This is a genomic window from Pseudoduganella sp. HUAS MS19, from assembly GCF_053615455.1.
This window is the reverse complement of the sequence record NZ_CM132133.1, coordinates 1429803-1442186: the sequence shown is the minus strand read 5'-3', so window position 1 is coordinate 1442186 and position 12384 is coordinate 1429803. Positions and strand designations below refer to the sequence as shown.

The 12384-nt window shown below is 67.5% G+C and carries 12 protein-coding genes and 1 riboswitch; of the genes, 4 read left to right on the top strand and 8 right to left on the bottom strand.

Translation table 11 applies throughout. The annotated features are described in order from the left end of the window. Positions 1 to 162 precede the first annotated feature (162 nt). The 8 genes from ACWBU6_RS06710 to thiC form a co-directional block, all read right to left on the bottom strand. The gene (locus tag ACWBU6_RS06710) at positions 163 to 1269 is read right to left on the bottom strand and encodes an S-(hydroxymethyl)glutathione dehydrogenase/class III alcohol dehydrogenase (protein WP_452648046.1); all 1107 of its coding nucleotides are present in this window, start codon (positions 1267 to 1269) and stop codon (positions 163 to 165) included. Between the two features lie 37 nt (positions 1270 to 1306). Continuing rightward, a complete protein-coding gene (locus ACWBU6_RS06705; RefSeq protein WP_452648045.1) occupies positions 1307 to 1699 on the bottom strand; it encodes a response regulator in 393 nt (130 codons plus the stop codon). A gap of 154 nt (positions 1700 to 1853) precedes the next feature. Continuing rightward, positions 1854 to 2483 carry a response regulator gene (locus ACWBU6_RS06700; protein WP_130315487.1) on the bottom strand — a complete coding sequence of 210 codons (630 nt, stop codon included), beginning with the start codon at positions 2481 to 2483 and terminating at the stop codon, positions 1854 to 1856. 17 nt (positions 2484 to 2500) lie between these two features. Then, positions 2501 to 3118, bottom strand: a complete 618-nt coding sequence (thiE, locus tag ACWBU6_RS06695; protein ID WP_452648044.1) for a thiamine phosphate synthase — start codon at positions 3116 to 3118, stop codon at positions 2501 to 2503. A 9-nt stretch (positions 3119 to 3127) separates the two neighbouring features. Further along, positions 3128 to 4204, bottom strand: a complete 1077-nt coding sequence (thiD, locus tag ACWBU6_RS06690) for a bifunctional hydroxymethylpyrimidine kinase/phosphomethylpyrimidine kinase (protein WP_452648043.1) — start codon at positions 4202 to 4204, stop codon at positions 3128 to 3130. Next, the gene (locus ACWBU6_RS06685) at positions 4201 to 4983 is read right to left on the bottom strand and encodes a thiazole synthase (RefSeq protein WP_452648042.1); all 783 of its coding nucleotides are present in this window, start codon (positions 4981 to 4983) and stop codon (positions 4201 to 4203) included. Before ACWBU6_RS06685 ends, thiD begins: the two co-directional genes overlap by 4 nt. A gap of 19 nt (positions 4984 to 5002) precedes the next feature. After that, positions 5003 to 5206, bottom strand: a complete 204-nt coding sequence (gene thiS, locus ACWBU6_RS06680; RefSeq protein WP_452648041.1) for a sulfur carrier protein ThiS — start codon at positions 5204 to 5206, stop codon at positions 5003 to 5005. After that, positions 5203 to 7062 (bottom strand): phosphomethylpyrimidine synthase ThiC, encoded by a 1860-nt coding sequence (gene thiC, locus ACWBU6_RS06675; protein ID WP_452648040.1) that lies wholly within the window; start codon positions 7060 to 7062, stop codon positions 5203 to 5205. The genes thiS and thiC overlap by 4 nt, the downstream gene beginning before the upstream one ends. Before the next feature lie 77 nt (positions 7063 to 7139). Further along, positions 7140 to 7251, bottom strand: a riboswitch (TPP riboswitch). Between the two features lie 57 nt (positions 7252 to 7308). On the opposite strand from thiC, the gene ACWBU6_RS06670 reads away from it, so the two are divergent. From ACWBU6_RS06670 to ACWBU6_RS06655, 4 genes are all read left to right on the top strand, one after another. Beyond that, on the top strand, positions 7309 to 7944 hold the full coding sequence (locus tag ACWBU6_RS06670; protein WP_452648039.1) for a hypothetical protein: 636 nt from the start codon (positions 7309 to 7311) through the stop codon (positions 7942 to 7944). Positions 7945 to 8120: 176 nt separating this feature from the next. Further along, positions 8121 to 9323 (top strand): DUF4382 domain-containing protein, encoded by a 1203-nt coding sequence (locus ACWBU6_RS06665; protein ID WP_452648038.1) that lies wholly within the window; start codon positions 8121 to 8123, stop codon positions 9321 to 9323. Positions 9324 to 9490: 167 nt separating this feature from the next. Next, positions 9491 to 11248 (top strand): acyclic terpene utilization AtuA family protein, encoded by a 1758-nt coding sequence (locus tag ACWBU6_RS06660; protein ID WP_452648037.1) that lies wholly within the window; start codon positions 9491 to 9493, stop codon positions 11246 to 11248. Further along, a complete protein-coding gene (locus ACWBU6_RS06655; RefSeq protein ID WP_452648036.1) occupies positions 11245 to 12375 on the top strand; it encodes an acyl-CoA dehydrogenase family protein in 1131 nt (376 codons plus the stop codon). The genes ACWBU6_RS06660 and ACWBU6_RS06655 overlap by 4 nt, the downstream gene beginning before the upstream one ends. The last annotated feature ends 9 nt before the right edge of the window (positions 12376 to 12384 follow it).

Below are 12384 nucleotides of genomic sequence, written 5' to 3'. Positions count from 1 at the left end.
AAGCGCTCAGGAAGCAATGTAGCGGGGCGCGACGCCCCAGGCGCGGGAATTGCGATGGACGGCGGATTTCGCCGCCTGGACGGCTTAAAACCGGTAAACCGGCCGGATGGCCGTCCCGTCAGACCCACAGGGTCTGACAGGCCTGCGGTGCTGCCGCCTGGCTTAGTAGACGACGACGGAGCGGATCGATGCGCCGCGCTCCATCAGGTCGAAGCCTTCGTTGATGCGCTCGAGCGGCAGGGTGTGGGTGATCAGTTCGTCGATTTTGAGCTTGCCTTCCATATACCAGTCCACGATCTTCGGCACGTCGGTGCGGCCGCGCGCACCGCCGAAGGCGGAACCCAGCCAGTGGCGGCCGGTGACCAGCTGGAAGGGACGGGTGGAGATTTCCTGCCCCGCCGCCGCCACGCCGATCACGATCGACTTGCCCCAGCCTTTATGGCAGCACTCGAGCGCCTGGCGCATGAGCTGCGTATTGCCGACGCATTCGAAGCTGTAGTCGGCGCCGCCGTCGGTCAGCTGCACGATGGCGTCCACCACGTTCCCCACGTCACGCGGGTTGATGAAGTGGGTCATGCCGAACTGGCGCGCCATCGCTTCGCGCGCCGGGTTGATGTCGATGCCGATGATCTTGTCGGCACCCACCATCCTGGCTGCCTGGATCACGTTCAGGCCGATGCCGCCCAGGCCGAACACCACCACATTCGCGCCCGCCTCCACCTTGGCGGTGAACAGTACTGCGCCCACGCCGGTCGTCACGCCGCAGCCGATGTAGCACACCTTGTCGAACGGCGCGTCGGGACGGATCTTGGCCAGCGCGATCTCCGGCACCACGATGTAGTTGGAGAAGGTGGAGGTGCCCATGTAGTGGAACAGCGGTTTTCCGTCCAGCGAGAAGCGGCTGGAACCGTCCGGCATCAGGCCTTTGCCCTGGGTGGCGCGGATCGCCTGGCACAGGTTGGTCTTGCGCGACAGGCAGAATTTGCACTGGCGGCATTCCGGCGTATACAGCGGGATCACATGGTCGTCTTTCTTGAGCGAAGTGACGCCCGGCCCGACGTCGACCACCACGCCGGCGCCTTCGTGGCCGAGGATGGCCGGGAACAGCCCTTCCGGATCGGCGCCGGACAGGGTGTAGTGGTCGGTATGGCAAATGCCGGTGGCCTTGATCTCCACCAGCACCTCGCCCGCACGTGGACCGTCCAGCTCCACCTCTTCAATGGTCAGCGGTGCGCCAGCCTTCCATGCAACTGCTGCTCTCGTCTTCATCCCTGCACTCCGAATGTGATAAAGACGACAGCATAGCCTAACTCCTGATAGCCAGCATGGACTCCAGCCCCAGCATATGCGACACCGTGCGCCAGAGCTGGCGCGGCGACGTCCAGGGCTTGGGCAGGAAAGCGTGGGCCTGGTGGTGCAGCATCGGCTGGCTGGCCGAATACAGCAACACCGGGGTGGCCTGGTCGGTCTGGCGCATCGCGCGGATCAGGGCGTGGCCATCGCCGTCCGGCAGCTCGGGGTCGATCACCACCAGCGCAAACTCCCCCTGCTGCAGCTGGCTTTGCGCCTGGCTGTAGCTGGACGCGTGCACCACGTGGATCTCAGGCGCCAGCAAGGTCGCCAGCACCACGGCACTATCTTCGTCGTTGTCGACGTGCAGCACCCGGGGCGCCGGATGCAAATCAAATGACATGTTCATGAAGCGGTTCTCCGCACTGCAGGGATGGTCGGCGGAGCTGGGCCGAAGGATATTGCCGGGCCGCGAAGGAGGGGCGGCCGCTGAGGTATCTTGCGGTGGGCAAGTTGGGGCCCACCGCATTAGTCTAATGCAAGCACATGGCCTGCGAAAAGTTTTATTTTTTCAGGCGTGCGTTAAACGCCGCATGCAATCCGTTCAACATTTCCTCCGCAGCCAGCAGCTGGTCGGCCACTTCATTGATCTTGCGCCGGCTGGAGCGCGCATGGTCGCGGAGCACTTCGAAGGCCGTGTTGCGGTCGGTCTGGTACTTGCACATCAACAAGCCCACGGCCAGGCTGGTTTCGCGCCCGGCCGCCAGCGCTGCATTGAGGTTGATTTCAGTGCGGCGCAGCTGGCGGATTTCGTCGGCGCGCGCCAGTCCCGCCTCGAAAGCCGGCATCAGGTGCTGTTCGTCGACCGGTTTCACCACAAAGCCCACCGCGCCATAGGCGGCAGCCTGCTTGCCGGCGTCGGCGTCGCCGCGGCCGGAGAGGAACATGAAAGGCACCGTGGTGTTGCGGTTCAGCTGCTTGGCCAGCTCCAGCCCCGACATGCCGGGCATATGGATGTCGAGCAGGGCCAGGTCGGGCTCGCGCTCGGCAATCAGGGACAGGGCCTGGTCCGAGGAATGCGCCAGCATGGTGTCGTAGCCGGCGCGGGCTAGCAATTCGCCCAGGAACTCGGTCAGGATCTTGTCATCATCGACGATCAGGATCAGGCGCTTTGGCGGAGTCTGGGCGTTCATCGGCGTCAACCTTATGGTTATGCTAATGGGGAAATTATAGACTGAAATTCCCGCACTGCTGCTGCCACGTCATCGGCCAGGTAGACGCTGGTAATCGCTGCCACCAGGTGCGCGCCTTCGGCCACCAGCGGCGCGGCATTGTGCGGCGTCATGCCGCCAATCACGCACAGCGGCACCGCGATCACTTCACGCGCATGGCGCAGGATGGACGGCTGGGTGGTGACGGCGTACTGCTTCACCTTGGACGGATAGAAGCCGCCAAAAGCCACATAGCTGGCGCCGGCCGCCTGCGCCGCCTGCGCGCGCGCCAGCTCGCCATAGCAGGAGGCGCCAATCAGCTTGTTGGGGCCGAGCGAGGCACGTACCTCGGCCAGCGGCGCGTCGGTGCCGCCGAGGTGTACGCCATCGGCGCCCAGCTCGCGGCACAGCGCGACGTGGTCGTTGACCAGGAAGGGCACGCTGTACTTATGGCATAGCTCGCGCAGCGCCCCGCCCTGCTCGCGCCGCAGCGCCGGGCTGGCGTCCTTGTGGCGGTATTGCAGCAGCGCAACGCCGGCGCGCAGCGCCTGCTCGGTCACCTCGAGCAGCTTTTCGGTATCGTCCCAGTTGGGGGTGACCAGGTAAAGTCCTTGCATGATGTCTCCTTATCGCTGCGGGATGCGCTGGCCGGGCGCGATTGCGTACGAGGCGGCCAGTGCGCGCTGGGTATAGCCTTGCGCCTTGGTCAATGCCTGCGCCATCGTATTGCCGAGGGCGAGCAGGGCGGCCGTGGCGGCGGCCAGCGTGCATCCGCTGCCATGGAAGCCGCCGGGCAGGCGCGGCCAGCTCCAGTTCTGCTGGCGCTCCGGGCCGAGCCAGCGGTTGACCACCACGTCGCTGCCTTCATCGTGGCCGCCGGTCACCAGCACATGGATGCAGCCGAGGGCGCGCAGTGCCCGTGCGTGGGCCAGCGCGTCGCCATGCGCGGTGCCGTGCCAGGCCGGCGGCACGCCGGGCGTCGCCAGCGCCACCATCGGCGCCACGTCCCCCGGGGCAGCCTGGCCTGCCGCGCCACGCACCGTTGCGCCGCCCCTTGCGACGGATGCCGATGCGGCCATGGCCGCATCGGCCATCGCCCCCTCCTCCTCTGCGCCGGCAGCGGCGACCGGGCCGGCAAGCGAGCCGGTGCCGTAGGCCGCCGCGACGCCTACGCGGACCGGGGCACGGTAACGCGCTGCGCTGCCGGCCAGGGCGGCCGCTTCCGGCCCATTGGGCGTGATCAGGGTGGCCAGCGGCAGCAAGGGTGCCAGCGCCTGCACCGCATCGTCGCGGCCCAGCGCATCGCCGTGGCCGCTGCGCAGCACCGGATCGAGCACCACCGGCGGATCGCTGTACAGGCGCTGCGCCCAGCCCGGCGCCGCGCCGGCCGCTGCGCGATGCGTTGCGCGCAGCTCGCCGATCAGCGTGGCGATGGCCTGCGCATTTTCCGCGCTGCCGGGAATACCGATCTTGACCGCCGCCACCGGCACCTGCGCCAGCAGCGCGCGCGCCTGCTGCAGCACCACCTCCGGCGCCACCGGCATCACCGCATGCACGCGGTTATTGTCCTGCACCGTGATGGCAGTCAGCACCGGCAGCGCATGCGCGCCCATCGCCGTGATGGCCTGGATATCGGCCGCCATGCCGGCGCCGCCCGAAGGATCGGCGCCGGAGAACACCAGCACGCAGGGCCGGTCGCTCATGCCAGCCTCCCCGCCATCGGCGAAGACGGCGAGGCGGCGAAACGGCGCGGCATGCGGCCGGCCAGGAAGGCTTCGCGGCCGGCCTGCACGCCCAGCTTCATGGCGCGCGCCATGCGCACCGGATCACCGGCGGCGGCGATGGCGGTGTTCATCAGCACGCCGTCGCAGCCAAGCTCCATGGCGATGGCCGCGTCGGACGCCGTGCCGACGCCGGCATCGACCAGCACCGGCACCTGCGATTGCTCGATGATCAGCGACAGGTTCCAGGGATTGAGGATGCCCATGCCCGAGCCGATCAGCGAGGCCAGCGGCATCACCGCGCAGCAGCCGATATCTTCCAGCATGCGCGCCTGGATCGGGTCGTCGCTGCAGTAGACCATCACGTCAAAGCCGTCCTTCACCAGTGCGCGCGCGGCGACCAGTGTTTCCGGCATGTTGGGGAACAGGGTTTTCTCGTCGCCCAGCACTTCCAGCTTGACCAGCTTGTGGCCATTCAGCAGTTCGCGCGCCATCTGCAGCGTGTACACCGCATCCTGCGCCGTGTAGCAGCCGGCCGTATTGGGCAGGATGGTGAATTCATGCGGCGGCACATAGTCCAGCAGGCTTGGCGCGTGCGGGTCCTGGCCGATATTGACGCGGCGGATCGCCACCGTGATGATTTCCGCGCCCGCCGCCAGCGTGGCTTCGCGGGTTTGCGGCAAGTCCTTGTACTTGCCGCTGCCGACCAGCAGGCGCGAGCTGTATTCCTTACCTGCGATGACCAACGGTTTGTCTTGCATTTGCAGTCTCCCCTGTTATTCAGCCCCCGCCGATGGCGCGGACGATGTCTACTTTATCGTTATGCTTCAGCGCCACCTGCGGCCAGCGCTGGCGCGGCACGACCTGGCGGTTGACCGCCAGCGCCAGCGCCTGGCCGGCCAGCGCGAGCGAATCGACCAGTTGGTCCAGCGTCTGCTGCGGCGGCACCGCATGCGCGGCGCCGTTCAGTTCGATCTCGATCATGCTTGCTCGCGGTAGATGTTGGCTCCGCCCTTGACGAATTCGATCGACTTTTCCTGCATGCCCTTGGCCGCGAAGTCGCGCACCTCCTGCGTGATCTTCATCGAGCAGAAATGCGGGCCGCACATGGAGCAGAAGTGCGCCACCTTGGCCGAATCCTTCGGCAACGTCTCGTCGTGGAACTCCCGCGCGCGGTCCGGGTCCAGGCCCAGGTTGAACTGGTCTTCCCAGCGGAACTCGAAGCGCGCCAGCGACAGCGCGTTGTCGCGGATCTGCGCGCCGGGATGGCCTTTGGCCAGGTCGGCGGCGTGGGCGGCGATCTTGTAGGTGATGATGCCTTCCTTGACGTCGGCCTTGTTCGGCAGGCCCAGGTGCTCCTTCGGCGTCACGTAGCACAGCATGGCGGTGCCGTACCAGCCGATCTGCGCCGCGCCGATGCCCGAAGTGATGTGGTCGTAGCCGGGGGCGATATCGGTGGTCAGCGGGCCCAGGGTGTAGAACGGCGCTTCGCTGCACTGCTCCAGCTGCAGGTCCATATTCTCCTTAATGAGCTGCATCGGCACGTGACCCGGGCCTTCGATCATCACCTGCACGTCGTGCTTCCAGGCGATCCGGGTCAGTTCGCCCAGGGTCTTCAGTTCACCCAGCTGCGCGTCGTCGTTGGCATCCCACACCGAGCCGGGACGCAGGCCGTCGCCCAGCGAGAAGCTGACGTCGTAGGCCTTCATGATGTCGCAGATCTCTTCGAAGTGCGTGTACAGGAAGTTTTCCTTGTGGTGCGCCAGGCACCACTTGGCCATGATCGAGCCGCCGCGCGAGACGATGCCGGTCATGCGCTTGGCCGTCAGCGGCACGTAGCGCAGCAGCACGCCGGCGTGGATGGTGAAGTAGTCGACACCCTGCTCCGCCTGCTCGATCAGGGTGTCGCGGAAGATTTCCCAAGTCAGCTCTTCGGCCTTGCCGTTGACCTTTTCCAGCGCCTGGTAGATCGGCACGGTGCCGATCGGCACCGGCGAATTGCGCACGATCCATTCGCGCGTTTCGTGGATGTGCTTGCCGGTCGACAGGTCCATCACGGTATCGCCGCCCCAGCGGATGGCCCAGGTCATCTTCTCCACTTCCTCGCCGATGGAGGAGGTCACCGCGGAATTGCCGATATTGGCATTGATCTTGACCAGGAAGTTGCGGCCGATGATCATCGGCTCCAGTTCCGGGTGGTTGATGTTGGCCGGGATGATGGCGCGGCCGCGGGCGATCTCGTCGCGGACGAATTCCGGCGTGATTTCTTCCGGGATGGCGGCGCCGAACGATTCGCCGCGGTGCTGGCGGCCCAGCAGGTCGGCCATGCGCGCGCCCTTTTCGCCCTGGCCACGCAGGCCGGCCAGGTATTCCTTGCGGCGCAGGTTCTCGCGGATCGCCACGTATTCCATTTCCGGCGTGACGATGCCCTGGCGCGCATAGTGCATCTGCGTCACGTTGCGGCCGGCCAGGGCGCGGCGCGGCTGGCGGTGCAGTTCGAAGCGCAGCGCATCGAGCTTTGCGTCGGCCAGGCGCTGGCGGCCGTAGTCGGAGCTCGGGCCGTCCAGCAGCCCGGTGTCGTTACGCTCGGCGATCCAGGCGGCGCGCGGGGTGGACAGGCCCTTGCGGATATCGATCGTCGCGTCCGGGTCGCTGTACGGGCCGGAGCAGTCGTACACGGTCACCGGCGCATTGTCGCCGGACAGGCTGATTTCGCGCATCGGCACGCGCAGGTCAGCGCGGCTGCCGGTGACATAGATTTTGCGGGAATTCGGCAGCGGGGTGACTGCTGCGGAGTCGACCTCGGCCTGGGCGGCGAGGAAGGTTGGATTGGCGTTCATTTTGGCTCCTTTGTTGGCGCAGGAGCCAGCAAAGGAGGTTAGGTTGCGCCTGCGCTTGCGCCTGTCGTGGCGCAGCCGTGCGTATCCTGAAGCTTCCCTTCGCTGGCATTATCCAGATCAGGTTCGGAGGGTATTTCTCACCCGCGCACTCAATATGGAATTGAGCGCACAGGACCCCTAGCGTGTGCCACCTTTCGGCAGCGAGCGGATTATATCTATAATCGATGCGCATTGAAAGGAGACCGGATGCGATATGTAGTATTCCTGGCGGCGATGGCCGCGCAGGCTGCGGCGGCCGCGGCGCCTGTAGCGGCAACGCCTGGCGCTGCTGCGCGCGAGCCCACGCTGGCCGAGCAGCGCTCGTTCGAACAGTTCATGCAGCGCACCGCGCCGGGCACGCCGGTGCCCCCGCTGCGCGCTGAACGCGGGCGCGACGGGCGCAAGTGGATTGCCAGCGCCAGCAGCGACGCGCCGCCGGTGCGCCTGGTGCTGCCGCTGTGCCGCGTCACCCGCACCCGCTATGCGCAGCAGGCCGACGACAGCTGGCGCGCCGACAGCAGCGAGCACGTCTGGATCCACCACACCACCAGTTGCGGCACGCCGCCGGCGGCGATGGTCGAACTGCGCGCCCCGCTGGCCGAGATCGACATGCTGCGCCTGATCCAGGCACAGGGCGAACTGCTGCAGCGCGCGCGCCTGCTCATGGCCGGCAACACCAGTTGCGCCCCGACCCGGGCGCGCAACTTCCAGTTGCGCACGCTGGGCCGCAGCGCGGACGGCATGTTCCTGCTTGGCTATGCGAGCGACATCGGCAGCAAGCTTGAGATCACGGTCCGCACCGCGCGCGCCGAACTCACTGCCTGGAACGTCAATTGCCCGTGACCAGGGTAGCTAGCGACATTGAAGCGTTGCCAGACAGCAACACTCCACCGCGCTGCCCAGTGGCTTTCCATCTGCAAGTGTAACAAATCGTTACTATGTGCGTAATCGCACGTAGCGGTTTTCCTCTTGATTCCGATAATGGAAGAGCACCAATAACTACTACGAGAGGCACCACCATGCACACCAAAGTCTCCCTGCTCCCACTCGCGCTGACCTCCCTCCTGCTCGCTGCCTGCGGCGGCGGCGGCGGCGGCGATACGCCGCCGACCCAGACCATGGGTACCCTGGGCGTCTCGATCACCGACGCCCCGGCCTGCGGCTTTGATGCCGTCAATGTGACGGTCAACAAAGTGCGCGTCAACACCAGCGCCACCGCCAGCGATACCGATAGCGGCTGGACCGACGTCACCCTGTCGCCCGGCAAGAAGATCAACCTGCTGAACCTGACCAACGGCACCCTGGAAGCACTGGGCCAGACCTCGCTGGCAGCCGGCCGCTACAACCAGGTGCGCCTGGTGCTGGACCCGAACACCGGCAACGCGACTGCCAACTCCGTGGTCCTGAGCGGCACGACCACCGAGATCTCGCTCGATACCCCGAGCGCGGTACAGAGCGGCATCAAGATGAATGCCGACTTCACCGTGGAAGCGGGCCAGCGCTACGATCTGGTGATGGACTTCGACGCCTGCAAATCCATCGTCACCAAGGGCAATGGCAAGTACGCGCTGAAACCGGTAGTGAAAGTGATCCCGACTGCCCTGAACGGCATCAGCGGTTTCGTCAGCGTGCCGCTGCTGTCCGATGGCATTACCGTCAGCGCCCAGCAAAATGGTGCCGTGGTGGCCGCGACGGTGCCAAGCGCCACCGGCGAATTCGTGCTGCCACGCCTGCCTCTCGGTAACTACGACGTGGTGATCACCTCCAACACCCATGCCGCCTACGTGGTGGGCGGCGTGCCGGTGACTTCCACCACTGCCATGGTGCCGATCAGCACCACGGGCGCGCCCTTCACCCTGGCCACCACCAGCCTGATGGGTTCGATCAGCGGCACTGCCACCCTGACCCCGGCCAGCGCCACCGAATCGGCCCTGGTCTCGGCCAAGCAAGCCATTACCGGCGGCCCGACCGTGACCCTGCGCTACGCCAACGCCGACCTGGCCAGCGGCGCCTACAGCATCGCCAAGCTGCCGCTGGCCGCGCCGCAGTACGCTGCCTACAGCGCCACCCTGCCGCTGACCTTCTCCAGCGCGGGCACCATCCCGGCCACCGGCATGTACAAGGTCGACGCCTCGGCCACCGGCTACAGCACGCTGTCCAACGCCGCGGTCGACATCAACGTCGCCAACGCCGTCAACGTCAACTTCAACCTGGTGCCGTAAGCACCTGCGCCGGCTCCGCTGGTGCCACAGCCCCGGCGCCGCCTCCAGGCGGCAGCCGGGGTTTTCTTTTGCGCGTCGCCAGGCTGCAACGCGCGCCGCTTGCGCGCCTGCGCTTTTCCGCGGTATCCTGAATTATTCAATCGAATGATTTAATAAAAGGAGCCAGGGTGCGCGCAGGCAGGAACCATGTCCGGATTGGCGGTGCGGCAGGCTTCTGGGGCGACAGCGCCCTCGGCCCGCGCCAGTTGCTCGATGGCGGCGAACTCGATTACCTGGTTTTCGATTACCTGGCCGAACTGACCATGTCGCTGCTGGCGGCCGCGCGCCGCAAGCAGCCGGAGCTGGGCTACGCCACCGACTTCATCGACGTCATGCGCGATGTGCTGGGCGACGCGCTCGCGCGCGGCGTGCGCATCGTGGCCAATGCCGGCGGCATCAACCCGCAAGGCTGCGCTGCGGCGCTGCGCGCGCTGGCGGCGCAGCAGGGGCTGGCGCCGCGCATCGCCGTGGTCGAAGGCGACGACGTATCGGGCCTGCTGCCGCAGCTGCGCGCCGAAGGCGTAGCCCTGCCGGCCACGGTACTGAGTGCCAACGCCTACCTTGGCGCGTTCCCGGTCAAGGCCGCACTCGACGCCGGCGCCGACGTGGTGATTACCGGCCGCTGCGTCGACAGCGCCGTCACGCTGGGCGCCCTGCTGCACGAATTCGGCTGGGCGCCCGGCGACTACGACCTGCTTGCTGCCGGCAGCCTGGCCGGGCACCTGATCGAGTGCGGCTGCCAGGGCAGCGGCGGCCTGTTCACCGACTGGGAACAGGTGCCGGACTGGGCCAACAGCGGCTACCCGGTGGTCGAATGCCGCGCCGACGGCAGTTTCGTGCTGGGCAAGCCGGAGGGCACGGGCGGCCTGGTCACGCCGGCCGTGGCGGCCGAGCAGCTGCTGTACGAAATCGGCGACCCGGCACGCTACGTTTTGCCGGACGTGGTGTGCGACTTCAGCGGCGTCACGCTGGAGCAGGCAGGCCCGCAGCGCGTGCTGGTACAGGGCGCACGCGGCCAGGCACCCACGCCGGCCTACAAAGTCAGCGCCACCTACGCCGACGGTTTCCGCAGCGCCGCGCAGCTGACCATCGTCGGCCATGACGCCGGCCGCAAGGCGCGCCGCAGCGCCGAAGCCATCCTGGCCCGCACGCGCGCCATGTTCGCACGCGCCGGCCTGGGCGACTACGCGGCCACCCATACCGACGTCCTTGGCGCAGCCGAAGGCTTCGGCCAGGCAGTCATGTGGCTGGCGGTGTCGCACCCGCAGCGCGCCGCGCTGGAGATCTTTGCCCGCGAGATCGCCCCCGCCGGCACCGCGTGGGCGCCCGGCACCACCGGCTTTGGCGGCCGCCCTTCGGTCTCGCCCGCCATCAAGCAATTTTCCTTCCTGCTCGACAAAAGCCGACTGCAGCCCGTCGTCCACCTGCCCGGCGGCGGGCAAATCCGCCCCGCGATTGCGCCCGGCGCCGCCACCACAGCCCAGCCCGTGTCACACCCTGGGGTCTGGCCCCAGGGTGTGACACGGGCTGGGCCGCGAGAGGGCTGGCGCTGCGTGCCGCTGATCGAACTGGCCTGGGCGCGCAGCGGCGATAAGGGCGACACGTCGAATATCGGCGTCATCGCGCGCCATGCCGACGACTTGCCGTTGCTGCGCGATCAGCTGACGCCGCAAGCGGTGGCTGCGCACCTGGCGGACAAGGTGCTCGGTCCGGTCACCCGCTACGAACTGCCCGGCATCCACGCCTTTAACTTTGTCTGCGAGCAGGCACTGGGCGGCGGCGGCATGGCTTCCCTGCGCCACGATCCGCTCGGCAAGGGCATGGCGCAGTGGCTGTTGGCGATGCCCGTTGCGGTGCCGCCCGACTTCACCAGCCGCAGAACATGATGGAACAGGACTTGCGCGCCACCGTGCGCCGCTTCGTCGAGCAGGAGCTGCGGCCGCACGTGGCCGACTGGGAGGAGGCCGGCACCTTCCCGCGCGCCCTGTACCGCCAGGCCGGCGAGCTGGGACTGCTGGCCCTGGGCTTCCCGGCGGCGGAGGGCGGCATTGCCGCCAGCTACCGCCAGCTGCAGGTGCTCAATGAAGAGCTGTGCCGCGCCGGCTGCGGCGGCCTGCTGGCTTCCCTGTTCAGCCACCGCATCGGCGCGCCGCCAATCGTGCATGGCGGCGCGCCGGAACTGCGCGCGCGCGTGCTGCCCGCCATCCTGTCGGGCCGGAAGATCAGCGCGCTGGCCGTGACGGAGCCGGGCGGCGGCTCGGACGTGGCCAGCCTGGCCACCAGCGCGGTGCGCGAGGGCGACCATTACATCGTCAACGGCAGCAAGACCTTCATCACCTCCGGCATGCGCGCCGACTGGATCACCGTGGCCGTGCGCACCGGCGGCAGCGGCGCGGCCGGCATCAGCGCCCTGCTGGTGGCCGGCGATACGCCCGGCCTGGCGCGCACGCCGCTGAAGAAGATGGGCTGGTGGTGCTCCGACACGGCGCAACTGCATTTCGACCAGTGCCGGGTGCCTGCCGCCCACCTGCTGGGCGCGGAGAACGCCGGCTTTGCGCTCCTGATGCGCAACTTCAACGACGAACGCCTGATGCTGGCCATGCACGCCTGCTACCTGGCGCAAGCCTGCCTGGACGAGGCGCTGCAGTGGGCGCGGCAGCGCAGGACCTTCGGCCAGGCGCTGCTGCAGCACCAGGCGGTGCGCCACAAGCTGGTGGCGATGGCGACGCGGATCGAAGCGACGCGCGCCTTCATCGACAGCATCGTGGCGCGCCTGGATGGCGCGCCGGACGCCGACGCGGCGGCCGTGGCGCAAGTGTGCATGCTGAAGAACTTCGCCGCGCAAACCATGCAGGCCTGCGCCGGCGAAGCGGTGCAGATCCTGGGCGGCATGGGCTTCATGCGCGGTACGGTGGCTGAACGGGTGTACCGCGACGCCAAGGTGTATATGATCGGCGGCGGCGCCGAAGAAATCCTCAACGACCTGGCCGCGCGCCAGCTCGGCTGGTCCTGAAAGGAAGCG